Annotated in this window: 18 protein-coding genes; 8 read left to right on the forward strand and 10 right to left on the reverse strand. The window is 72.3% G+C overall.

Annotation, left to right across the window (positions count from 1 at the left end; all coding sequences use genetic code 11):
• The first annotated feature begins 81 nt into the window (after positions 1-81).
• A complete protein-coding gene (locus tag GD880_RS03205; RefSeq protein ID WP_152230188.1) occupies positions 82-1,899 on the forward strand; it encodes a hypothetical protein in 1,818 nt (605 codons plus the stop codon).
• 593 nt (positions 1,900-2,492) lie between these two features.
• Positions 2,493-3,353, forward strand: coding sequence for an HAD family hydrolase (locus GD880_RS03210; RefSeq protein ID WP_193314332.1), 861 nt, complete (start codon positions 2,493-2,495; stop codon positions 3,351-3,353).
• 40 nt (positions 3,354-3,393) lie between these two features.
• Here the strand turns inward: GD880_RS03210 and GD880_RS03215 are convergent, their stop codons facing one another.
• Together GD880_RS03215 and GD880_RS03220 are read right to left on the reverse strand one after the other, a co-directional pair.
• Positions 3,394-5,025 carry a PucR family transcriptional regulator gene (locus tag GD880_RS03215; protein ID WP_152230190.1) on the reverse strand — a complete coding sequence of 544 codons (1,632 nt, stop codon included), beginning with the start codon at positions 5,023-5,025 and terminating at the stop codon, positions 3,394-3,396.
• A 150-nt stretch (positions 5,026-5,175) separates the two neighbouring features.
• Positions 5,176-6,672, reverse strand: a complete 1,497-nt coding sequence (locus tag GD880_RS03220) for an NCS1 family nucleobase:cation symporter-1 (RefSeq protein WP_152230191.1) — start codon at positions 6,670-6,672, stop codon at positions 5,176-5,178.
• Positions 6,673-7,029: 357 nt separating this feature from the next.
• Here GD880_RS03220 and GD880_RS03225 point away from each other — a divergent pair, with 357 nt between their 5' ends.
• Positions 7,030-8,556, forward strand: coding sequence for a CoA-acylating methylmalonate-semialdehyde dehydrogenase (locus tag GD880_RS03225; protein WP_152230192.1), 1,527 nt, complete (start codon positions 7,030-7,032; stop codon positions 8,554-8,556).
• Positions 8,557-8,579: 23 nt separating this feature from the next.
• Complete coding sequence (locus GD880_RS03230) at positions 8,580-9,947, forward strand: aspartate aminotransferase family protein (protein WP_152230193.1); 1,368 nt, start codon at positions 8,580-8,582, stop codon at positions 9,945-9,947.
• 241 nt (positions 9,948-10,188) lie between these two features.
• On the opposite strand, the gene GD880_RS03235 is transcribed toward GD880_RS03230, so the two are convergent.
• The 8 genes from GD880_RS03235 to GD880_RS03270 form a co-directional block, all read right to left on the reverse strand.
• Entirely contained in the window at positions 10,189-11,349 is a 1,161-nt protein-coding gene (locus GD880_RS03235; protein ID WP_152230194.1) for a glycoside hydrolase family protein, read from the reverse strand.
• Between the two features lie 5 nt (positions 11,350-11,354).
• Positions 11,355-11,810, reverse strand: a complete 456-nt coding sequence (locus tag GD880_RS03240; RefSeq protein ID WP_152230195.1) for a hypothetical protein — start codon at positions 11,808-11,810, stop codon at positions 11,355-11,357.
• A gap of 474 nt (positions 11,811-12,284) precedes the next feature.
• Complete coding sequence (locus tag GD880_RS03245; protein WP_152230196.1) at positions 12,285-13,790, reverse strand: tripartite tricarboxylate transporter permease; 1,506 nt, start codon at positions 13,788-13,790, stop codon at positions 12,285-12,287.
• The gene (locus tag GD880_RS03250) at positions 13,787-14,290 is read right to left on the reverse strand and encodes a tripartite tricarboxylate transporter TctB family protein (protein WP_152230197.1); all 504 of its coding nucleotides are present in this window, start codon (positions 14,288-14,290) and stop codon (positions 13,787-13,789) included. Before GD880_RS03250 ends, GD880_RS03245 begins: the two co-directional genes overlap by 4 nt.
• Positions 14,278-15,198 carry a dihydrodipicolinate synthase family protein gene (locus tag GD880_RS03255; protein WP_226909346.1) on the reverse strand — a complete coding sequence of 307 codons (921 nt, stop codon included), beginning with the start codon at positions 15,196-15,198 and terminating at the stop codon, positions 14,278-14,280. Before GD880_RS03255 ends, GD880_RS03250 begins: the two co-directional genes overlap by 13 nt.
• 197 nt (positions 15,199-15,395) lie before the next feature.
• Positions 15,396-16,367 carry a tripartite tricarboxylate transporter substrate binding protein gene (locus GD880_RS03260; RefSeq protein ID WP_152230198.1) on the reverse strand — a complete coding sequence of 324 codons (972 nt, stop codon included), beginning with the start codon at positions 16,365-16,367 and terminating at the stop codon, positions 15,396-15,398.
• A 44-nt stretch (positions 16,368-16,411) separates the two neighbouring features.
• Positions 16,412-17,086, reverse strand: a complete 675-nt coding sequence (locus tag GD880_RS03265; RefSeq protein ID WP_152230199.1) for a GntR family transcriptional regulator — start codon at positions 17,084-17,086, stop codon at positions 16,412-16,414.
• A gap of 274 nt (positions 17,087-17,360) precedes the next feature.
• Positions 17,361-18,113 (reverse strand): DeoR/GlpR family DNA-binding transcription regulator, encoded by a 753-nt coding sequence (locus GD880_RS03270; RefSeq protein WP_152230200.1) that lies wholly within the window; start codon positions 18,111-18,113, stop codon positions 17,361-17,363.
• A gap of 212 nt (positions 18,114-18,325) precedes the next feature.
• Between GD880_RS03270 and GD880_RS03275 the strand changes: the two genes are divergently transcribed.
• From GD880_RS03275 to GD880_RS03290, 4 genes are all read left to right on the forward strand, one after another.
• The gene (locus tag GD880_RS03275; RefSeq protein WP_152230201.1) at positions 18,326-19,369 is read left to right on the forward strand and encodes a substrate-binding domain-containing protein; all 1,044 of its coding nucleotides are present in this window, start codon (positions 18,326-18,328) and stop codon (positions 19,367-19,369) included.
• A gap of 64 nt (positions 19,370-19,433) precedes the next feature.
• Positions 19,434-20,948: a sugar ABC transporter ATP-binding protein gene (locus GD880_RS03280; protein ID WP_152230202.1), complete on the forward strand. Its 1,515-nt coding sequence runs from the start codon at positions 19,434-19,436 to the stop codon at positions 20,946-20,948.
• Positions 20,945-22,033 (forward strand): ABC transporter permease, encoded by a 1,089-nt coding sequence (locus GD880_RS03285; RefSeq protein ID WP_152230203.1) that lies wholly within the window; start codon positions 20,945-20,947, stop codon positions 22,031-22,033. Before GD880_RS03280 ends, GD880_RS03285 begins: the two co-directional genes overlap by 4 nt.
• A complete protein-coding gene (locus tag GD880_RS03290; protein WP_226909347.1) occupies positions 22,030-23,109 on the forward strand; it encodes an ABC transporter permease in 1,080 nt (359 codons plus the stop codon). Before GD880_RS03285 ends, GD880_RS03290 begins: the two co-directional genes overlap by 4 nt.
• Positions 23,110-23,128: the final 19 nt, after the last annotated feature.

Consider the following 23,128-nt stretch of genomic DNA (forward strand, 5'->3'; position numbering starts at 1 on the left):
ACCCTACATGTTCACGGACGGGTCATGTCCGCTTCCTACCGTGCGGGTGACTAGTCATCCAGTACGAACAGGGGCAGGGGCATGACATCGGCAATCACACGACGCGGCGTCCTCACGGCGGGAGCGGCACTGGGGATCGGGGCGGCGGTCGGCCCGCTGCCCGCCGTCGCGGCCCCCGCCCGTGCCGCGGGCAATCGCGGCACCCGCGCCATCAGCATGGCGATGCACATCCACTCCTCCTTCAGCGAGGGCGTGGGGAGCATGGAGGCCCACCTCCAGCAGGCCACCGAGCACGGCGTCGACGTCATCTGGTGGACCGACCACGACTTCCGGCTGCAGGCCCACGGCTACCGTCAGGCGGTGCGCTTCGAGGGCCTCAACGAGCCCGAGAACGGGCGCTCCTGGACGTGGAAGCAGCTCCTCGAGGGCAGCAGGCTCGACCTCGCCACCGCAAGCTTCGTCGCCGAGCCGCACACCCCGGACGAGCCGGGCAAGGCCATGCGCCTGCGCGCCCAAGGCCCCAAGGCTGCCTGGGGCGAGCTGCTCTACGAGGGCATCGCGTGGAACAGCACGTACACCACCAGCGTGGCCGGCACCGTGCTCGAGCTCGACGTGCTCGCCGAGCAGCTGGGCGCCGACGCCGAGCTCGTCGTGCGGGTGATGTCCTCCTACCGCCCCGCCCTCGCCGGACGCCCCAAGGGCCGCTACACGCTGGAGTACCGCATCGGCGAGCGCACCGGTCACTGGACGGAGAACAACGGACTGCTCGGCGTCGTCGGCATCGCCGCCGTCCCCGGGCAGTGGCAGCGGCTCGCCCTCGATCTCGAGGCCGACGTCGCGGCGTTGTGGCCGGACCTCCTGGCCGCCGACTCCGGCCTGCACCGGCTGCGCGTCGGTGCCCGCTCCCGCAACGGCGCGCTGGCCTCGGGCCTGTTCGACCGGTTGCGGTTCGTGCGCACGGGCCGCGAGGGCGACGCCACGGTCGCCATCCAGGGCGCCATGATGCGCGAGTACGCCCGCCGCTACCCGGCCGTGCGCCAGTTCCACGGCTCCGAGCTCTCCCTCGTGCGCCACCTCAACTCCTACGGCGGGAACTTCACCCTCCCCGACTACGGCGACGCGCCGCCCACGAAGGTCAAGGCGGTCCAGGCGGCGGTGGACATGGTCGACTTCGTCCACGCCCACGACGGCCTCGTGACCTTCAACCACCCGCTCGAGGAGGCGCCGTCGGGCCCGGAGCTCGCCCGGCTGCTCATCGAGACCAACTCGCTGGGCGCCGACATGGTCGAGGTCGGCAGCAAGGAGGACTTCGGCGAGTCGGTCTACGGCTACGACGCCGCCGCCCGCAACGCCGTCTTCGTCACCGCGACCGGGGTGAGCGACGACCACGGCGGCCAGGACTGGATCGGGCAGAACCAGCGGTGGATCACCTCGGTGTGGGCCGACTCCACCGAGGAGGCCGACCTGTTCGCCGCCCTGCGCGGCGGCCGCGCCTGGTTCTACGACCCGCAGCACTGGCGCGGGGAGCTCGACATCGTCGTGCAGGGCGCCGTGCCGATGGGCGGCGTCGCCGTCACGCCGGCCGCCCAGGTCCCGGTGGAGGTCACCGCCACCGACCTGCCCGACGGCGCCACCGTGCGGCTCGTCGTCGGCGAGGTGGACTTCGCCGGGCTGGCCGACCCCACGCCCGCCATCACCACGCAGGAGCTCACGATGAAGCGCGGGCGCGGGCACCTCGTGCTGCCGGTGCCCTCCGACCGGTACGTGCGCATCGAGGTGCGCAGCGCGGACGACGCCGTCATCGGCTTCTCCAACCCGGTCTGGATCCTCGACCGCGAGCCGGCCGGCGGGGTGCCCGCCGAACGGCGCGGCAACTACGGGTGGGCGCTGCGCCGATAGGGCACGGGCGGGCGGCGGTGCGCACGAGGGTGGCGCGCCGCCGCCCGCTGCTGGGCGACGACGTCCTGTCACTCGCACACTGCTGTTCTCGGCCCGGCTGCCGCCAGGTCACCGGCTGGTCACCCGGCCGCCCTAACCTCCGAGGTGCAGTCCCACTGGCGCAGTTGCAGCAGCGCCCGGGGCGGGGGCGCACGGAGGAAGTCACGTATGTCCGTCACCCCGCTGAAGTTCAGCCCTACCACCGGCCGCAGGCGGCCAGTCCCCGTCACGCGACGGCGCCCGTCCCGCAATCCGGTCGCCGCGCCAACCGCCGCCACGGCGACGCCGACCCGGGCGGTCCGGGGCCGGGACGGTCGGCGGCCAGGGCACGGCGCTTGAGCCGCCCCGCTGAGAATCACGCCGGCATTTCGCCAATCCGTCTCCGTCTGACAGGCTGACGGAAGGTCGCTGTGCGGATCGGAGATGGTGTGGAGCTGGCGAGGCGTCGCGTGACCGGCGAGTCGGAACCGGGTCAGGTCGGGGCGTCCTCGTCCCCGAGCCGGGCAAGCCTCGGGTCCGTCGACCCCACGCGCACCGCTCGGCCGCCGCGGCTCGTGGCCACGGACATCGACGGCACGATCCTGCCCCACGGCGGAGCCGTCTCCGCCCGCACCCGCGCCGCCCTCCAGAACTCCGTCCGTCAGGGAGTGCCCGTGCTCCTCGTCACCGGCCGGCCGCCGCGCTGGCTGCCGCCGGTGCTCGAGGCCACCGGTCACCGCGGGCCGGTCATCTGCGCCAACGGCGCGGTGGTGCTCGACGGCGACAGCCGGGTCGTGACCGCCCACGCCATCGCGCCCGAGCAGGTGCGCGAGGTGGCCGGCCGGCTCCGGGCCCGGGTGCCGGACGTGCTGTTCGCCGTCGAGACCACCGAGGACCTGCGGGTGGAGAGCGGCTATCTCGAGCTCCGGGGCCGACGGCGGGCGGAGGGCCTGGTGCCCACGCTCCCGCCGCGCACCAGGCACGCCAGGCAGGTGGAGGACCTGCTCGACGGCGCCCCGATCGTCAAGGCCGTCGCCCTGAGCCCCGCCTCGCGCCCGGACGCGCTCCTGGCCCTCGGCCGCACCCATCTGGCCGACCTCGTCGCCCCCACGCACTCCAGCACCGGGATGGCCCTGCTCGAGCTCGGCCCGCTGGGCGTGTCCAAGGCTTCCACGCTGGCCGACGTCGCCGGGTCCCTCGGCGTCGCGCGGGCGGACGTGGTGGCGTTCGGCGACATGCCCAACGACGTGGAGATGCTGCGGTGGGCGGGCCGGGGCTACGCGATGAGCGGCGGGCATCCCGACGCGGTCGCCGCGGCCGCGCACGTCGCGCGGCCGGCCGCCGAGGACGGCGTCGCGCGGGTGCTCGAGCAGCTCCTCGACCTGCCGCGGAACCCGGCGTCCGAGGAGCCGGTGCCGGTGGCGGGCGGTCGCTGAGCCCGCCCAGCGCCCGGGCCCACGCCCGGCGGTCGAGGGGTCAGCCCGCGCCGACGTCCTTCGCCAGCAGCGCCACGTGGAGCCCGGTGCGCGTCTCGGCGTCGCTGAGGTGGGCGCCCAGCACCCGCTCGATGCTGCGCAGCCGGGCGTACAGGGCCTGCCGGCTCAGGTGGGAGGTGCGCGCCAGCGCGGCGATGTTGCCGCCGGCCTCGAGGTACTGGCGCAGGACCTCCACCAGCCCGGTGCCGTGCTTGGCGTCGTGGACGAGCAGCGGCTGCAGCTCGCGCTCGGCGAAGGCGGTGACCCGCGCGTCGTCCCCGAGCAGCATGAGGAGGCCGCGGATGCCGATGTCGGTGATGCGGTAGTAGGCGGGGCGCCGGCCGCCGGGCATGAGCGCCGCCGCGCGGGCGACGTAGGTCGCCTCCGCGAGGTCGGACCCGGCCAGGACGAGACCATCGCGCTCGCGGACCGCCGCGCGCACGTGGCGCAACGGTGAGCCGTCCAGCGCGCGTGCCAGCCGGTCCAGGGCCGTGGCCTCGGTGAGCTTGCCGGTGAGGGCCAGGACGGCGCCCACGACGCCGTCCTCGACCGGCGCCACGAGCGCGGACAGCTTGGCGGTCGCGGCGGCGGCCGCGACGGTCTCGGCCAGGTCCTGGTCGGGGTGCGGGCCGGCGAGGAAGCCGGTCGACGTCGCGGTGGCCCGGTCGGGTGCGACGGCCGGTTGAACCGGCGCGACGCACACGGCGAGATAGCGCGACGCCGGCGCCAGGCCGAGTGCCCCCGCCGCGGCCCGCAGGTCCTCCTCGTCCGCGCCGCGCGCGTGGAGCAGCTCACCGAGCAGGCGCGCGTGGGCCCGCGCGCGCACGGAGGCGACGTCCCGCTCCAGAAGGCGCGCGACGGCGAGCGCCTGCGCGGCGCGCTCGAGGAGCATCCGGGCGGCCGGCTCCGGCACGGCGGCGGAGCCGGCGAGCACCAGCCGGCCCCACACCCCCTGCCGCGGGCCGACGTCAGCGAGCAGCCAGCCTTGCTCGGTGTCCGCCCGCGTGCCCGCGCCCTCCGGCACCAGGCGCGAGCGGGCGGACCAGTCGTGCAGCACCTCGCTCGCGGACGCTCCGGCGAGCGCGTGCGCCACCACCTCGTGCCCGAGGTCTTCGAGGACGACGGCGGTGCCCGCCATGGCGGCGGTGCGGTCCACGATCTCCTGGGCGTTCGCGCCCTCGACGCCGAACTCGGTGAACGCCTCGTGCACCCGCCGCGAGAAGGTCAGGAGGTCGTGCTGCTCGTCGACGATCTGGGCGTGCACCGCCTCGGTGATCCTCACGAACTTGACCACCTTGTGCAGCGCTATGACCGGAAGCTCGGCGGTGGCCGCCTCGGCGACCATGACATCGGGAACCTTGGCGAAGCGCCGGCCCAGCTCGACCACCAGCGCCACCGCCCCGGCGTCGGCCAGCGCCCGGACGTAGGCGCGCTGCTCGCCGGGATCGTCGGGCAGCGCGATGAGCGTGGTGAGCAGCAGCTCGCCGCCGGAGAGCAGGTTCGCGGGGTCGGCGCCCTCGAAGACGTGCACCCAGCGCACCGAGCGGTCCAGCCGGTCGGGCGCGCACAGGAGCTCGGGGTGCCCGGCCTGGACGGCCGGAGCGGCCAGCACCTGGCCGACGGTCACAGGCATGGGCCAGAGTGTATGAGCCCGCCGCCGTCTGGTGGACACATTGGCGCCCGCCACGTGGGCCCCAGGAACCCGCGGCTCGTCGCCGAGCGGTGCCTACGACCCGCGTTGTCTCGACGAGCCGCGCCGTCGACGAGCCGCGGGCCTCCCGACCTACGGCAGGACCTCGGGCGGCTCGGCTCCCGCCAGCTGGCCGGGCGTCTCCCGCTCGAGGCTGATGGCGGCCCGGACCGACGCGGCGATCGTCTCGTCGTTGTGGGCGATGGCGTAGTGGATCGCTGCCGCCAGGCCTGCGCCGATGAACCACGAGAAGGGCGCCAGGACGGCGAACACCGGTACCAGGGCCACGATCACGGTGGGGACGGCCGCGACGAGGAACGACACGACCGCCTTGGCGTTCCAGCCGCGCGTGTAGGTGTAGTAGCCGTCCTCGTGGAAGAGGTCCGCCACCACCACCTTCTGCCGGCGGAGGATGTAGTAGTCGGTGGCGATGATGCCGAAGAGCGGACCGAGCACGGCGCCGAGGCCGCCGAGGAACAGGTTGACCGCCTGCGGGTTATTGTACAGGTTCCACGGGGTGATCACGAGGGCGACAAGGGCCGCGATGAGCCCGCCCTTGCGGAAGTCGATCTTGGAGGGCCAGGTGTTCGCGAGGTCGTAGGCGGGAGAGACGAAGTTGGCGACGACGTTGATGCCGAGCGTGGCGACCGCGAACGTCACGGCCCCCAGCAGCAGGGCGACCATGTTGTCCATGCGGCCGACGAGCTCGACCGGGTCGTAGATGTACTGCCCGTAGACCTGGAAGGAGCCGGCGGTGACGACGACGGACACGATCGAGAACGCGATGAAGTTGACCGGCAGGCCCCACAGGTTCGCCTTGGTGACGGCCCTGCGGCTCGGGGCGAAGCGCGAGAAGTCGCAGAAGTTGAGAAGCAGGGTGGAGAAGTAGGCCACCGTCAACGCGATCGCCGCGAAGAAGGCCTGCGCCACGCCCCACTTGGCGACGCCGCCGGGAAGCGAGAACGAGACGTGCCAGCCGGCGGCGTTGAGGACGTAGAGCGTCAGCAGGAGCATGACGACCCACACCGCCGGCCCGGCCCAGTCCTGGAACCTGCGGATCGTCTCCATGCCGTTGCGCAGCAGGAGCAGCTGCAGCGCCCACATGATGAGGAAGGCGATCCAGCCGAGCGTCGACTCCCCGAGCAGGTTGTTGTGAGTGAGGCCCGCGAGATCAGGCCAGATCCGCAGGGCGATGACGATGACCGCGCGGGAGGCGAGCCAGGTCTGGATGCCGTACCAGGCGACGGCGACGAGGCCGCGGGTCAGCGCGGGCAGGTTCGCGCCGAAGGTGCCGAAGGAGATGCGCGCCAGGACGGGGTAGGGCAGGCCCGTCTTCTGACCGGCCCAGCCGCTGAGGTTCATCAGCAGGAAGACCAGGATGATGCCGAGCACGAGGGCTCCGAAGACCTGGAACCCACCCAGCCCCAGGGCGAACAGCCCGGCGGCGAAGGTGTACCCGCCGATGGAGTGGATGTCGGACATCCACATGGCGAAGAGGGAGTAGAAGCCCCACTTGCGGTGCTCGGCCGGCGCGAGGTCCTCGTTCCACAGCCGTGGGCTGAAGCCCGCCGGCACCTTGCTCGTTGACATGCGGGTCACCTCGTCGTCGAGATGCGGGGCCACGTGCGGCCCTGGCCCCTGGGGAGTGTGGCGTTGTGGAGGTCGTGCTCCGCGACCGTGGGCGGAGCTGCGGCGGCGCTGCCCCTTCGGCGAACCCAGAGAGCTGAGTTGGCCTGTCCTGCGATCGCCAGCGTATTCCGTGCGGTCGGTGCTGTCATCGGCCGGTCCTGCCGCCTAGCGGGCCGGCGGCAACGGTGCCACGTCGGCGCGGCACCCAGAGGCCGCCACAGTGTGCGAATCTCGGCTGGTCACAAGACACTGTGCCGCTTCCCTGCGCGGCCAGCGGGAACCACACTCGGGGCATCACCTGCGCCCGAAGGAGCCGCCATGACCAGCACGCAGACCACGACCTCCGGCACCGCGACGGTGCCCGCCTCGCACTGGCTCGACGGCAAGCCCTTCGCGGGCAGCGCCGCCCGCACCGGCGAGGTGTACAATCCCGCGACCGGGGAGGTGACCTCCCTCGTCGCCTTCGCCGACGGGGCCGACGTCGCCGCCGCCGTCGCCTCCGCCAAGGCCGCCTTCCCCGCCTGGCGCGACACCTCCCTGGCCCGGCGCACCCAGGTGCTCTTCGCCTTCCGCGAGCTGCTCAACGCGCGCAAGAACGAGCTCGCCGAGATCATCACCGCCGAGCACGGCAAGGTGCTCTCCGACGCCCTGGGCGAGATCGCCCGCGGCCTGGAGGTCGTCGAGGTCGCCTGCGGCATCGCCCACCTGGTCAAGGGCGAGATGACCGAGAACGCCTCCACCGACGTCGACGTCTACTCCATCCGCCAGCCGCTCGGGCCCGTCGCGATCATCTCCCCGTTCAACTTCCCGGCGATGGTGCCGATGTGGTTCTTCCCGATCGCCATCGCCGCCGGCAACACCGTGGTGCTCAAGCCCTCCGAGAAGGACCCCTCGGCCTCGCTGTGGCTGGCCGAGCTCTGGGCCGAGGCCGGCCTGCCCGCCGGGGTGTTCAACGTCGTCCAGGGCGACAAGATCGCCGTCGACGCCCTGCTCACCCACCCGGACATCAAGGCCGTCTCCTTCGTCGGCTCCACCCCGATCGCGAAGTACGTCTACGAGACCGCCACCGCCCACGGCAAGCGCGTCCAGGCCCTCGGCGGCGCGAAGAACCACATGGTCGTCCTGCCCGACGCCGACCTCGACCTCGCCGCCGACTCCGCCGTCAACGCCGGCTTCGGCTCCGCGGGGGAGCGGTGCATGGCCATCTCCGCCCTTGTCGCGGTCGGTCCGGTGGCCGACGAGCTCGTCGCCAAGATCGCCGAGCGCGCCCAGGGCATCAAGACCGGCGACGGGCTCCGCAGCTGCGACATGGGTCCGCTGGTGACCAAGCCGCACCGGGACAAGGTCGCCGGCTACATCGAAGCGGGCGAGAGCGCCGGCGCCGCCGTCGTCGTCGACGGCCGCACCGTGCAGCCCGACGGCGCCGCGGGCGGGTTCTGGCTCGGCCCCACCCTGCTCGACCACGTCACCCCGGAGATGAGCGTCTACACCGACGAGATCTTCGGCCCCGTCCTGTCGGTGGTGCGGGTGGAGACCTACGAGGAGGCACTGGCGCTGATCAACGCCAACCCCTACGGCAACGGCACCGCGATCTTCACCAACGACGGCGGCGCCGCCCGGAAGTTCCAGAACGAGGTCGAGGTCGGCATGGTCGGCATCAACGTGCCCATCCCCGTGCCGGTGGGCTACTACTCCTTCGGCGGCTGGAAGAACTCCCTCTTCGGGGACACCCACGCCTACGGCGCCGACGGCGTGCGATTCTTCACCCGCACCAAGGCGGTCACCGAGCGCTGGCTGGACCCCAGCCACGGCGGCATCAACCTCGGCTTCCCGCAGAACCACTGACGACGGCGACAAGGAGACTCCCCGTGCCCGCACCCACCGACCCCGCCGCGAGACGCGCCTACGAGCTCGACCGCGCCCACGTCTTCCACTCCTGGTCCGCCCAGGGCGCCCTCGACCCCATGGTCGTCACCCGCGCCGAGGGCTCCTACGTCTGGGACGGCGACGGGCGGAGGTACCTCGACTTCTCCTCCCAGCTCGTCAACACCAACATCGGCCACCAGCACCCCAAGGTCGTCGCCGCCATCAAGGCCCAGGCCGACGTCCTGTGCACCATCGGGCCCCCGTATGCCAACACCGCCCGCTCCGAGGCGGCCCGGCTCATCGCCGAGCGCGCCCCGGAGGGGCTGAACAAGGTGTTCTTCACCAACGCCGGCGCCGAGGCGGTGGAGAACGCCGTGCGCATGGCCCGCCTGCACACCGGCCGGCAGAAGGTGCTGTCCACCTACCGCAGCTACCACGGCGCCACGACGACGGCGATCAACCTCACCGGGGACCCGCGGCGGTGGCCCAACGAGTTCGGCAACGCCGGCTTCGTGCACTTCTTCGGCCCGTTCCTGTACCGCTCGCCCTTCCACGCCACCACCGAGGCGGAGGAGTGCGCGCGGGCGCTGGAGCACCTCGAGCAGGTCATCACCTTCGAGGGGCCGGGCACCATCGCGGCGATCATCCTCGAGACCGTGCCCGGCACCGCCGGCATCATGCCCCCGCCGCCCGGCTACCTCGCCGGGGTGCGCGAGCTGTGCGACCGGCACGGCATCGTCTACATCGCCGACGAGGTCATGGCCGGCTTCGGCCGGACGGGCACGTGGTTCGCCGTCGACCACTACGACGTGACGCCGGACCTCATCACCTTCGCCAAGGGCGTGAACTCCGGGTACGTGCCGCTGGGCGGGGTGATCATCTCCGACGCCATCGCCGCCACGTTCGACGAGCGGGTCTTCCCCGGCGGGCTGACCTACTCCGGGCACCCGCTGGCTTGCGCCGCCGCGGTCGCCACCATCGAGGCGATGACGGAGGAGCGGATCGTCGAGCACGCCGCCGAGCTGGGGGAGCGGGTCATCGGGCCGCGGCTGCGAGAGATGGCCGAGCGGCACCCCGTGATCGGCGACGTCCGCGGCCTGGGCGTGTTCTGGGCGCTGGACCTGGTCGTGGACCGGGAGACCAAGGAGCCGCTGGCACCCTACGGCGGGTCCTCGCCCGCCATCGCCGAGCTCATGGGCGCGGCGAAGAAGGCCGGGCTGCTGCTGTTCAACAACTACCACCGCATCCACGTGGTCCCGCCGTGCACGATCAGCGAGGCCGAGCTGGAGGAGGGGCTGGCGATCCTCGACGAGGTGCTGTCGCTCGCGGACGCGCACACCACCGTGGGAGCGGTGGTCACGGCGCGGTAGCGGCGGCGCCGTCGTCGTGCGGACGTTGTCGTCGGCGCGCAGGCGTTACGTGCAGGAATGACGCGCAGGCGTTACGGCGCAGGCGTTAGTGGTGTGCTTTCGGCAGGCATTGCCTGCTGAAAGCACACCACTAACCGCCGGCCCCGCCCGGCCCCGTGCGGCCCGCCCGACCCCGTGCGCGTCACCAGAAGCCCGTGCGCGTCGCCAGGACCCCGTGCGCGTCACCAGAGGCCCGGGTGCCTCACCAGAAGAAGGCCATCCGCGGCTCTTGCTCGGCGTGCAGATAGTGCGCGGTGTGCAGGACCGGGGCGGCGAGGGACACCGCGATGTGCTGGGGCGTCCGGATCCGCGGCCGGGCCTCCCGGGGGTGTCGCAGCCGAGCGGCGCCCGCCCGGAGGTGTCTGAGCCGGGCCTCCACCGGCCGGGGGTGCCTCGGCCGAGGGGTAACCGCCCGCGGGACCTCCGTCGGCGTCTCGGGCCTGGCGGGGTCCGGCCGCCCCTGTGCGGTGCGGCGCACGTACTCGACGGCGAGGACCGTCCCGACCCCGCGGCGCGTCAGCGGGTGGGCGGCATGGTCCTGGCAGGTGGCAAGGAGGTCGTCACGGGCCGCGGCGATCCAGGACGCGTCGAGGTGGCGCGCGGCCTCGTGCAGGACCATCGCGATGCCGGGCAGGCCCGTGGCGACGCCGCCGGTCGGTGCGTGACGCAGCGGGCGGCCGGCGCCGGGCGACCAGCCGAGGAGGTCGAGATCGTGGCGCAGGCAGTGCTCGACGGCGCGCAGGAGGGACGCGTCCCCGGTCAGGCCGTAGGCGTGGAGCAGGTACAGCGCCGGGCCCGAGTACCCGAACAGGATCCCAGGTCGGATCAGACGGTGACCGGAGACGAGCTGCGCGACCAGCGCTTCGGCGATGGTGTCGAGCCGGGCGAAGAGCTCCTCCGCGTCGCGGACGGGCGCCCGCTCGAGCAGCGCGAGGCCCACGCCCGCGAGACCGTCGGCCACCGTGACGCCGAGCCGGTCGAGCGGGAAGACCTCGGCGTCGTGCCAGAACTGGTCGGCCTCGTCGTGGTGGCCCACGCCGTCCAGTGCCAGGGCCACGCCGCTGTAGCCGGCGGCGAGGCCCGGGCCGGCCATCGAGGCGGCGCTCGCGCGCTGCACGAGTCGGTCCGCGCCGAGAGCCGGCACCTCGGCCCCGACATAGGCCAGGGACCAGAAGAGCCCGGCGGCGCCGTCGGCGAACCGCACCCTGGCGTCCAGCGTCCCGCCGTCGACGAGCGCGGCCACCTGAGAAGCGATCGAGGTGGTGAGGCGAGCTGCCGCGAAGGTGGCAGAGACGTCGATCGTGAGGTGCGGCTCGGCTCGACCGGAGGACGGTGCACCCGGGATGAGTGCCGTCGAGGTCATGATGTTCACGCTCCACTCACGATGACCGCCATCGTTCCGCTGCCGTAGCCCCTGACCGTGACGTCGACGTCGATCCGGGGCAGGTGGCTTCGCAACACGGCGACGACGTCCGAGGGTGGAAAGGTCTGCAAGGTGTCGTACACGGTGGCCCGCCGCACGTGCGGCGCGCCGTCCGCGTTGAGCAGGGTCGCGAGGACGTTGAAGACCTCGGAGATGTCCTCGAACTGCTCGGCCCACAGGGTGCCGCCCGCGATCCGCTCGTCGATGCGTCGGGGCGCGACCAGGGCGAGCGCGCCCGCGATGCGAGCGGCCAGGGGCGTCTCCATGGCGATGAGGGCGACGGTTCGCCACTCGTCGTCCGCGTAGAGCGCGATGACGGTGGATCCGGCCGTCTGCAGCGGATGCGCGGCCTGCTCCAGCTCCACCTCCCGGCCCAGGGTGTCGACGAGGACGTCACGCACCTGGGCCAGAGCGGGCAGCGGGGTTCCTCGCGTGATCCGGGGAGGGCGCCGCCGGGAGCGGCCGGGAGAAGGGGGCGCACCGCGGGGGCGATGGGGCGCGGAGGCGGTCGTCGGTGCCACGCCAACTCCCCTCAATATAGGACGGCTGTCTCTGCTATGTGTTATAGCGCACCAGGGGCGGAATTAGTAGTACTTGTCCGCGAACGGTTCGCTCGAGTGACATGGGCAACATGCTCGACCCTGTCGGTGCCCGTCCCGGCGGTGCAGGCCGTCCGAACGGTTCATTAACGATTCAATTAGCCGGCCGGGATGTCTCCGTCGGCCGGTGATGGTCTCCGGAGGCGGCGGTGCGCGGCGCTCGGCGGGCGCGTGCGCCGCGCGGGGCGCGTGCGCCGCGCGGGGCGCGGTCACCGTGGACGGCGGTGACCGCGCCCCGTCCCAGACCGGCGAGGCGTCGCACCTCGCCGGTCCGGATCAGACCGAGACGGTGTCCCGCTCCGCCGCGACGCTCTCCCCGCTGCGCTTGTTGCGGCGCAGCAGCGTGCCCAGCAGCACCACGGCGGTGAGGCCGAGCAGGGCGATCGAGATGGGGCTGGCGACGAGGCTCTCCGGGCCGCCGATGACCAGCGCGCGGCGCAGGTTGCTCTCCGCGAGCGGGCCGAGCAGCAGGCCGAGCACCACCGGGCCGGCGGGGATCTCCGCCCGCTTGAGGGCCAGGCCGATGAACCCGAACACCAGCATGGTGCCGACGGTGAAGAGGTTGTTCGTCGTGGCGTAGGTGCCCACCATGCAGAAGATCAGGATGGTCGCCCACAGGTACTGCGGCTTGAGGTCGAGCAGCTTGACCATGCCCCTGGTCCGCAGCAGGCTCAGCCCGCCGGTGACGAGGGTCGCGATGATCATGATCGCCGCGATGAGCACCACCATGTCGGGGTGCTGGGTGAACATCGACGGGCCGGGCTGGATCCCCCAGATGATCATCGAGCCGATCATGACGGCCATGACGGAGTCGCCCGGGATGCCCAGCGCCATCGTGGTGGTCAGGGCGCCGCCGAGGGTGGCGCTGGAGGCGCTGTCCGAGGCCGCGAGGCCGCCGATGTACCCGGTGCCGAACTTCTTCCGGTGCTTGGAGACGGCGCGCGCCCGGTCCCAGCCGACCAGGCCGGCGATGTCGCCACCCGCGGCGGGGACGATGCCGACGCCGAGCCCGACGCCGGTGCCGACGGCGGCGGGCTGGACGATCTCCCTGAGCTCCTTCTTCGTCGGCCACCAGCGGCCCAGGCTGGAGATGGGCCGCACCGCGCTGGCGCGGTGGGTGAGCATCTGGTCGAGCACCTCGGCGATGCCGAAGAGGCCGATGATCACGGCGATGAACTCCAGGCCCGAGCTGAGGTCGTTGGAGCCGAACGTGAACCGGGCGCTGCCGGTGATCGGGTCGCGGCCGATCACCGCGATGGCCAGGCCGAAGAGCCCGGCGAGCAGGCCCTTGAGGATCGACTTCGACGCGATGCTGATCATGATCGTCAGCCCGAAGAGGACCAGGGCGAACATCTCGGCCGGCCCGAACTTCAGGGCGAACGTGGCCACCGGCCGCGCCACCAGGATGAACAGCAGCATGCTGGCGAGCAGCGCCGCGGTGGTGACCAGGGCCGAGACCACCAGCGCCAGCCCGGCCTGGCCGTTCTTGGCCATCGGGTAGCCGTCGAGCGTGGTCGCGATGGACGCCGGCGTGCCCGGGGTGTTGACGAGGATGGACGGGATGCGGTCCCCGAACTGGCCGGCCACGTAGATGGTCAGCATGACCGCCAGGCCCTGCGCCGGCTCCAGGGAGAGGGTGAAGCCGCTGGCCAGCGCCACCGCCATGGTCATGGTGACCCCGGGGAAGAACCCGACGAGCAGGCCCAGGACGATGCCGACGGCCATGCACAGCAGGAACGTGGGGTCGGTGAAGGAGCTGAGCCCCTCGAGGAGTGTGCTCATAGCGGAACCCTCAGGATCAGGTCGAAGAGGACGTAGATCAGGGCCGTGACGGCCACCGGGAAGATGACCAGCCCGCGGCTGCGCAGCCCGTACGTGGCCAGCAGCGCCGCCAGGTAGATCGGGCAGGCGACGACGAAGCCGACCAGGCCCCACGCCGCCAGGAACAGCACCGTCAGCGCCGAGCTGACGAGCACCCGGAACCAGCCCTCGCGGGTGCCGGACTGGAGGTCCTCACGCGCCGGCGGGCGGCGGACGAGCGCGAGGACAAGCAGCGCCACGGAGATGGCCAGCGCGGCACCGGAGACGACGGTCGGCCACCAGCTCGGAGCGAGGCCGCCGGCGTCCACCTTCGACTCGATGCCCCGGCTGAGCACCAGCACGACGGCGGCGAGGACCACTGCGAGGACGGCGATGAGCAGCTCGAGGCGACGCGAGGCCGGGGCGGGGTGCCCCTCCGCCTCCACCGGCGCGGCCTCGGGCGGCGCGGTCACTGGTTCCATCGCTCGAGCTCCCCGGCGATGGCGGCACGGTCCTCGTCCGGGATCGTCTCGACGGCGGCCCGCACCGGGCCGGCCGGCAGGCCCTGGAGCTCCAGGCCGGCCTTGAGGTGGGTGAGGCTGCCGGCGCGCACGAGCCCGACGGCCCGGGCGACGTCCGCCGTCGCGACGCTGACGGCGTCGTCGTCGCCGGCGCGCAGGGCGGCGCGCAGGTTGAGGAAGGGCTGCGGGAAGACCGAGGAGACACCGGAGATGATGCCCTGGCCGCCGGCCCGGACCAGCTCCCCGTAGGCGATGTCGTTGCCGGAGAGCACCTCGAACCCCGCCGGGGCGTTGGCCAGGTAGGTCGCGACGGACTCGTCGCTCTCGCCGCTGATCTTCACGCCCGCGACGCCGACCTCGGCGAGGGCGGCGAGCGCGTCGTGCGGCACGGCGGTCCAGGTGCGGGCGGTGAACAGGTAGGCGTAGACCGCGGCGTCGTCGGCGGCGTCGACGACCTGGCGGAAGTACTCGACGACGGCGTCCAGCGGCGCGGGGAAGTAGTACGGGGTGATCGCGGCGAGCTTGCGGCCGCCCATGGCCACTGCCGCCCGCGTCAGCTTGACGGCGTGACGGACGTGCGCGGCGCCGACGTGCAGGTACGCCCGCTCGGCGCCGAAGGCCTCGAGCCCGGCGTCGAGGACGGCGAGCCGCTCGTCGTCGTCCAGGGTGGTGAACTCGCCGGTCGTGCCGGCGACGAAGGCGCCGTCGACGTCCCGGGCGGCCAGTGCCGCGAACAGGCGCTTGGTGCCCGGCACGTCGAGGGCGCCGTCCGCGAGGAAGGGGGTGGGGACCGCGGTGATGAGGTCGCTGCGCGGGGCGGCCGACGCCGTCGGGTCGGTCAGCGCGGCAAGGTTCTCGGGCGAGGGCACGGAAGGGCTCCTGGGGTGTCGATGGGGGCCGGCGCCCGGTGGGCCGGACGCCGGCGGTGGGAGAGCGGGGGTGGGCCGCCGGCAGCGGGTGGCTGCCGGCGCCCGCCCGTAGGGATGGGCCGGGGCGCCGCGGGCGGTGGGCCCGGGATGGCGCGGGGGCGCCGCCGGGCGGCGGCGCCCCCGGGCGGTCGGGTGGCTCAGCCGGCGAGGATCGCGGCGAACCGGGCGGCCTCGTCGGAGACGAAGGCCTGGGTGTCGGCCGCGGACTTCCAGCTCGGGATGTTGCCGGCCTTGGTGATGACGTCGGTGTAGCTGTCGGAGGCGACGGCGGCCTCGACGGCGCCGTCGAGCACCTCGACGACCTCCTCGGGCAGCCCGGTGGGCGCGCCGAGCAGGCCCCAGCCGCCGATGGAGACGTCGATGCCGAGGTCCTTGGCGGTCTTGACGTCCGGCAGCGCGTCGGCCGGCTCGTCCGCGAGGACGGCGAGCACGCGGATCTGCCCGTCCTTGTGCGCCTGGGCGGTCTCCGAGACGCCCGCGACGACGGCGTCGACCTGGCCGCCGATCGCCGCGGTCACGGCGGGCGCGCCGCCGTCGAACGGCACCGGCTTGAGGGCCGCCCCGGTCGCCTCGTTCAGCGCGGCGGTGGCGGCGTCCCAGATGGAGCCGGCGCCGGAGTTGGACACGCTGAGGGTGTCCGGGTTCTCCGTGGCGGCGTCGATGAGCTCCTGGAGGGTCTGGTACGGGCTGTCGGCCGGGACTGCGATCGTCGCGGGGACCGCGACGATTTGGCCGAGGTAGTCGTAGTCCTCCGGGTCGGTGTCGTAGCCCCGGTGGCCCAGCATCACCGTCTCCACCGGCATGTACCCAAGGGTGTAGCCGTCCGCCTTGGCGTTGGCGAGGGAGCCGAGGCCGACCGAGCCGGCGCCGCCCGTGCGGTTCTCGACGATGACCGACACGTCGAGGCTCTTCTCCATCTCCTTGGCCAGGGTGCGCGCCGCGAGGTCGGAGGCGCCGCCGGCGTCGTAGGGGACGACGAGGGTGATGTCCTTCGACGGGTAGTCCGCCGAGGAGTCGTCGCCGCCCTTCGCCGATGAGCAGGCAGCGAGCAGGGAGGTCGCCGCGACGATCGCGACGAGCGACGAGGTGGTGCGCTTGGACAGCTTCATGGTGAAGGTCCACTCCTTCGTGGTGGTGGGAGGGGGAGGGGGAATCAGCTGGCTGGCGCCGCAACCTCGGACTCGTAGAACGTCCGGACACGCAGCCGGGCGTTGTCGAGGTGCTGCGTCAGCTCGTGGAGGGCCGGGCCGGGATCGCCGGCGCGGATGAGGTCGGCGAGGGTGTAGTGGCTGCCGATCGACGGGGCGAGGTCCTTGTAGGTCTCTCGTGAAGACAGCAGGACCATCTCGATGCTGGGTCGGTACTGCGCCCAGATCGCGGTGAGCCGGCTGTGGCCGGCGGCCTGGTAAAAGCTGGAGTGAAAGCGGGAGTCCGCCTCGGCGAAGGCCTGCGCCTCGCCGCTGGCCACGGCGGCCTCCATCTCGTGCAGGGCGCCATCGAGCGAGGCCGTCAGACCCTGCGGGTTGCGCTCCATCGCCAGGGGCAGGGCGGTGCTCTCGAGCATGTGGCGCAGCGAGAACAGCTCGTCGATGTCGACGGCGGTGAGGCCGCGGATCTTCGCGCGGCGGCCGCGCGAGGTCACCAGGCCCTCCGCCACGAGGATCTTCAGGGCGTCGCGCACGGGACCGCGGCTCACGCCGAACTGGTTCGCCAGCGCCTCCTCGACCACGGGCGTGCCGTCGTCGATGCGCCGGGTGGCGATGAGGCGCCGCAGCTCGCCGGCGATCTGCTCGCCGAGCGAGTTCTGCTGGATGGGGGTGATCTCCATGCGGCGGACTCCATTGTTAACCGTTAACCGTTGACCGTTTCCAAGATGGAACACTGTGGCGTCGGTAACGTCAAATCAGGTTCCGGTTGGCGGGACGACCAGGTCCTCGACCTGGGTGGGTGGCGGGCGCTAGGAGCGCGGCGGTCGCGAGTCTGGGCGCGCGAGTCTGGGCGCGGGCGCGGGCGCGGGCGCGCGCGGGCGCGCGCGCGTGGGCGCGGTGCGCGGTGCGCGGTCCGCGAGGCGTGCGGTCGCGCCGCGGCGCGACCCCGAGGCCTCAGTCGCTGCTCGGTGTCACCCGGATCAGTGGCACGGGGAACCGGGCCGCCCGGATCGGGTCGAGCGTGTCGTCGGTGATCCCCGCGGTGAAGTTGTCGAACCCGAAGACCTTGAAGAGCGCCTCGCGGCCGAACTTCGTCGAGTCCGCGACGAAGAAGGCCTCCGAGGCGATGGACCGCATCTTGCGCTTGAGCTCGATGGCGTAGCTGCTGGACGCGTAGATGCCGTCGTCCATGACGGTGCCGGCGCCGAAGACGGCCACGTTCACGCGCATGGTCTCGAGCTGCTGGATCGACGCCGGTCCCCACATCGAGGTGCTGGTCGGCAGCAGCTCGCCGCCGATGAAGGCGAGGTTGATCTGCGGCTTGCTCGCGATCTCCAGCCCGATGTGCAGGTCGTTGGTGACGACGGTCAACCGGGCGTGGTCGAGGTGGCGGGCGACCTCGAGGCAGGTCGTGCCGCTGTCGAGCAGGACGGTCTGCCCCTCGTGGATGCGTTCGGCCATCGCCGCGCCGATGGCCCGCTTCTCGGGCAGCTGGGGATCCCGTTCGGAGACGGGCCGGCCGTTCTCCCCGGCGCCCGTCGGCGCGGCGGCGCCACCGTGGGTGCGCACCACGACGCCGTCGGCGGCGAGGCGGTCGAGGTCGCGGCGGATGGTGGAGCTGTCCACGGCGAACCGCTGCGCGAGGGCGGTGACGCTCTGGAAGCCGCGCTGCTCGACGAGCTCGGCGATCTGCTGGCGGCGCGACATCGTTGACCTTCCGCTTGACCTGGGCAAAGGGTACCAACCTGCACGAAACCGTGCATGAAGTGCCTGGAACCGTGCTCATTCTTGCACGACTCATTGGACTTTCAGACGGCGGCCCCCTAATGTGTGCGCCAAGTCAGGAATCTGACGCACGAAAACGGGAATAGATGCGCGGACGTAGGCGTCCCTGCGCACCATCACGAGGGAGTGAACGGATGAGGAACAAGCGCGCCGCGGGCGTTGTCGCCGCGGGACTGGCCACCCTGCTCTTGGCCGCCTGCGGCTCCGTCAACGACGGCGCCGCCGCGAGCGGCGACAAGGCTTCGAGCGGCGGGAGCGGCTCGGACCAGACGATGGTCACGGTCGTCAAGGTCAAGGGCATCGCCTGGTTCGACCGCATGGACGAGGGCGTCGTCGCCTATGGCGAGCGGACGGGCATCGACACGCGCACCGAGGGCGGTGACGACGTCTCCCCGGAGAAGCAGATCCAGATCATCCAGGACCTCATCGCCCAGAAGCCGACCGCCATCACCGTCGTGCCCAACTCGCCCGAGGCGCTCTCCGCGGTCCTGAAGCAGGCTCAGGCCCAGGGGATCAAGGTCGTCGCGCACGAGGCGACGGGCATCGAGAACGTCGACATCGACATCGAGGCCTTCGACAACGCCGACTACGGCATCGACATCATGGAGAACCTCGCCCAGTGCATGGGTGAGGAGGGCAAGTACGTCCAGTTCGTCGGCGGCCTCACCGCCAAGACCCACATGGAGTGGGTCGGCGCCGCCTACGACTACCAGACCGAGAACTACCCGAACATGACGCGGGTCGAGACCCCGATCGAGAGCACCGACAACGAGACGGCCGCGTACGAGAAGGCCAAGGAGATCCTCGCCAAGCACCCGGACATCAAGGGCTTCCAGGGCTCCGCCGGCAACGACGTGCCGGGCATCGCCCGCGCCATCGAGGAGGCCGGCCTCGAGGACAAGGTCTGCAACATGGGCACCTCGATCCCGTCGGCCGCCGCCAAGTACCTGGCGACCGGCTCGATCGACAAGATCTTCTTCTGGGACCCCGCGCTCGCCGGTGAGGCCCAGCTGGAGATCGCCCGCATCCTCGCCGAGGGCGGCACGATCGAGGAGGGCACCGACCTGGGCATCGAGGGCTACAACAGCCTTCGCAAGATGGACGGGTACGACAACGTCTTCGTCGGCGACGCCGGCATCGCGGCCGACGCCGAGGCGGCCAAGCAGTACAACTTCTGATCCGTCCCCAGGCGCGGGGCGGACGCAGCGGTCCGCCCCGCGCCGGTGTCGAGAGGCGCACGGCATGACAACCACCGCCCGTTCGGGCACCCCAGCACCCGTCCTCGAGGTGCGCGACATCGTCAAGACCTTCGGCGGCGTGACCGCCCTGGGCGGGGTGTCGCTCGACCTGCGTCCCGGCGAGGTCCTCTGCCTCGCCGGCGAGAACGGCTGCGGCAAGTCCACCCTGATCAAGATCATCTCCGGCGCGGAGAAGCCCGACGCGGGCGCCATCGTGGTGGACGGCGCGACCTACGCGTCGATGGACACCACCGACGCCATCAAGAGCGGGATCCAGGTCATCTACCAGGACTTCTCGCTCTTCCCCAACCTCACGGTCGCCGAGAACATCGTCTTCACCTCGGCCATCGGCGCCCGCCGGCGGTTCTTCAACCCGCGCGCCGCGCGCCCGGCCGCCCAACGGATCGTCGACGACCTGGGCCTGACCCTCGACCTGGACGCCGAGGTCGGCACCCTGTCGGTCGCGGACAGGCAGCTCACGGCGATCTGCCGCTCCCTCGTCGACGAGGCGCGGGTGATCATCATGGACGAGCCCACCACGGCCCTCACCCACACCGAGGTCGCGCACCTGTTCGCGATCGTCGAGCGGCTGCGGGCCCGCGGCGTGGCCTTCATCTTCGTCTCCCACAAGCTCGACGAGGTCCTGGCGATCTCCGACCGCGTGACCGTGCTGCGCTCCGGCCGGCACGTCGTCACCGCCCCGGCGGCGGACCTCGACCCCCGCAGCATCGCCCAGCACATGACCGGGCAGGAGGTCGACGACTCCCGGCGGGTCACCGAGCTCGTCCCCGGCGCCGCGCCGGTGCTGGAGGTGGCGGGGCTCACCCTCCCGGGCGCCTTCCGCGACGTCTCCTTCACGCTGCGCCGCGGCGAGATCCTGGGCCTCACCGGCCTGCTCGGCTCCGGCCGCACCGAGATCGCCGAGTCCCTCTTCGGCGTCCACCCGTACCAGTCCGGGACGGTGACGGTGGACGGCGTCCCGACGGCGGTGCGCCGCATCGACGACGCCATCGCGGCGGGCATCGGGTACGTCCCCGAGGACCGCCTCACCCAGGGCCTGTTCCTCGAGAAGTCCATCGCGGACAACATCATCGCCAGCTCCGCCGAGCGGCACCGCACCCGCTGGCGCACCCTCGACAAGCGCGCGATCCGCACCACCATCGACACCCTGTTCCGCCGGCTGCGGGTCAAGGCGCCGAACGTCCAGGCGCCCGTGCGCTCCCTCTCCGGCGGCAACGCCCAGCGGGTGGTGCTCGCCAAGTGGCTCGCGCGCCGGCCCAAGGTGCTCATGCTCAACGGGCCGACCGTCGGGGTGGACGTCGGCTCCAAGTCCGAGATCCTCGACATCCTGCGCGCGCAGGCCGCCGAGGGCATGGGCGTCATCGTCATCTCCGACGACGTCCCCGAGCTCGTCGCCTGCTGCCACCGCGTGCTGGTGGTGCGCCACGGCCGGGTCGTGGAGGAGCTCGCCGGCGAGGACGTCGACGTCGACAGCATCCGGAAGAAGGTGGCCGCATGAGTGCGGACAGGTCCCCGGCGGCGTGGGCGCGCCGCCTGCGCGGGCGGAACAACGAGGGCGTCCTCGCAGTCGTGCTGCTCGTGCTCGTCATCGGCATGTCGATCGCCAACCCGGCGTTCTTCTCGCTGCCGACCGCGTTCGGCATCCTGCGCAGCGCGATCGTGCCGATGATCTTCGCCCTCGGCGTGCTGCTGGTCATCATCTCAGGCGGCATCGACATGTCGTTCGCGGCGATCGCGGTGTTCGCCGCCTACACGACCATCAAGCTGCAGCTGGCCGGCGGGTTCGACCTCGGCCTCGTCGGCGCCTTCGTCATGGCCCTGGTCCTCGGGGCCGGGCTCGGTGCGATCAACGGCTTCCTCATCGCGAAGTTCCGCCTGCCGACGATGATCGTCACGCTCGGCACCCGCGGCATCTTCACCGGGGCGCTGCTCACCTACGTCGGCTCCCGCTACATCGCCGACCTGCCGGCGGGCATGGCCTCGGCCTCGACCACCAACCTCGTCGCGGTGACGTCCCCGACCGGCAACGCCTACCTGCACGTCATGGTCCTGCCGGCGATCCTCCTGGCGACCCTCATCGCCTGGGTGCTGCGCCGGACGATGTTCGGCCGCAGCATCTACGCCATCGGCGGCGACACCGAGGCCGCCCGCCGCGCCGGGATCCGCGTGGTCCGCACGCAGGTGTGGATGTACGTGCTCGTCGGGATGATGGCCGCCGTCGGCGGCATGGTCTACATGATCATGGGCCGCAGCGGCACCCCGCAGGAGCTGGTCGGCGGCGAGCTGGACATCATCGCCGCCGTCGTCCTCGGCGGGGCGTCGATCTTCGGCGGCCGCGGCTCCGTGACCGGCACCGTGCTCGGCGTCCTGCTCATCCAGGTCATCAACAACAGCCTCATCCTCGCCGGGGTGCCCAGCGCCTGGCAGCGCACCGCGGTCGGCCTGCTGCTCGTCGTCGGCGTCGGCATCCAGGCGATCGCCGCCCGTCGCTCCGCCCGCAGGATCCGGACCACCGACGCGGCCGACGACGGCGAGGCCGGCCCGGCCCCGGCCCCCGCCCAGCACGAGAAGGTGACGGCATGAACGACGCCCAGCAGCCGATGCGACGGCTCAACCGGTCCGTCGACTCCCGGTGGCAGGACCTGCTCGGCAGGGTGCACGTGGACCGCAGCGCGCGGCGGATGCTGCTGCTCGTCATCGCCGCGTTCGCGCTCTTCACCGCGCTCAACCCCGCGGTGTTCCTCAGCCCGATCAATCTGCAGAACATCGCGCTCGCCTCGCCCGAGGTCGGCGTGCTCGCCCTGGCGATGATGCTCGCGATGCTCACCGGCGGGATCGACCTCTCGCTCGTGTCCATCGCGAGCCTGACGGCGATCACCATGTCGACGCTCCACACGGCCATCGCGGCCAGCGACCCGGCCCGGGCCGACCAGCTGTTCCCGGTCATCACCGTCGTGGGCCTGCTCGTGGGCGTCGTCGGCGGGTTCCTCAACGGCGTCCTCGTCGCCTGGATCGGCATCACCCCGATCCTCGCGACGCTGGGCACGATGCAGATCTACAACGGCATCGCGGTCGCCTGGACCGGCGGCAAGACGCTCTACGGCGCGCCGGCGGGGCTGACGGCCCTCGGGCAGTCGACCGTCGGCGGGGTCCCCACCCTGTTCGTCGTCTTCGTCGTCGTCGCCCTGGCGATCGGGCTGCTCGTCAACCGCACCCCGCTCGGCCTGAAGGTCACGCTGCAGGGCGCCAACCCGACCGCCGCGCGCTTCTCCGGCATCAACAGCTCCCGGGTGCTCATGAGCACCTACCTGACCACCGGCCTGCTCGGCGGCGTCGCCGGGGTGCTGTTCCTCGCCCGCAACCCCACCGCCTCGGCCGACTACGGCGCCTCGTACGTGCTGCTCGTCGTGGTCATCGCCGTCCTCGCCGGCACCAACCCCAACGGCGGCTTCGCGACGGTGCTCGGCGTCGTGCTGGCGACCTTCACCCTGCAGATCGTCCAGAGCGGCTTCACCGCCGTGCGCCTCTCCGCCTTCGAGTACGCCATGGCCCAGGGCCTCATCCTCGTGGCCGTGATGGTCCTCGACCAGGTCAAGTGGCGCCGGCGACGGCGGCCGGCACCCCCCGTCGGCGCGGCCGGCGCGACGACCACCGCGTGAGCGTGACCCCCACCAGCCT

The sequence above is a fragment of the Georgenia ruanii genome, from assembly GCF_009193175.1.
Lineage (GTDB): Bacteria > Actinomycetota > Actinomycetes > Actinomycetales > Actinomycetaceae > Georgenia > Georgenia ruanii.

Bases quoted from the DNA above. Each gene is read 5' to 3' on its own strand.
- GD880_RS03205 (WP_152230188.1), top strand. From the start codon at position 82: ATGACATCGGCAATCACACGACGCGGCGTCCTCACGGCGGGAGCGGCA.
- GD880_RS03215 (WP_152230190.1), bottom strand. From the start codon at position 5,025: ATGCCTGTGACCGTCGGCCAGGTGCTGGCCGCTCCGGCCGTCCAGGCC.
- GD880_RS03220 (WP_152230191.1), bottom strand. From the start codon at position 6,672: ATGTCAACGAGCAAGGTGCCGGCGGGCTTCAGCCCACGGCTGTGGAAC.
- GD880_RS03225 (WP_152230192.1), top strand. From the start codon at position 7,030: ATGACCAGCACGCAGACCACGACCTCCGGCACCGCGACGGTGCCCGCC.
- GD880_RS03235 (WP_152230194.1), bottom strand. From the start codon at position 11,349: ATGACCTCGACGGCACTCATCCCGGGTGCACCGTCCTCCGGTCGAGCC.
- GD880_RS03245 (WP_152230196.1), bottom strand. From the start codon at position 13,790: ATGAGCACACTCCTCGAGGGGCTCAGCTCCTTCACCGACCCCACGTTC.
- GD880_RS03250 (WP_152230197.1), bottom strand. From the start codon at position 14,290: ATGGAACCAGTGACCGCGCCGCCCGAGGCCGCGCCGGTGGAGGCGGAG.
- GD880_RS03260 (WP_152230198.1), bottom strand. From the start codon at position 16,367: ATGAAGCTGTCCAAGCGCACCACCTCGTCGCTCGTCGCGATCGTCGCG.
- GD880_RS03265 (WP_152230199.1), bottom strand. From the start codon at position 17,086: ATGGAGATCACCCCCATCCAGCAGAACTCGCTCGGCGAGCAGATCGCC.
- GD880_RS03270 (WP_152230200.1), bottom strand. From the start codon at position 18,113: ATGTCGCGCCGCCAGCAGATCGCCGAGCTCGTCGAGCAGCGCGGCTTC.
- GD880_RS03275 (WP_152230201.1), top strand. From the start codon at position 18,326: ATGAGGAACAAGCGCGCCGCGGGCGTTGTCGCCGCGGGACTGGCCACC.
- GD880_RS03280 (WP_152230202.1), top strand. From the start codon at position 19,434: ATGACAACCACCGCCCGTTCGGGCACCCCAGCACCCGTCCTCGAGGTG.
- GD880_RS03285 (WP_152230203.1), top strand. From the start codon at position 20,945: ATGAGTGCGGACAGGTCCCCGGCGGCGTGGGCGCGCCGCCTGCGCGGG.
- GD880_RS03290 (WP_226909347.1), top strand. From the start codon at position 22,030: ATGAACGACGCCCAGCAGCCGATGCGACGGCTCAACCGGTCCGTCGAC.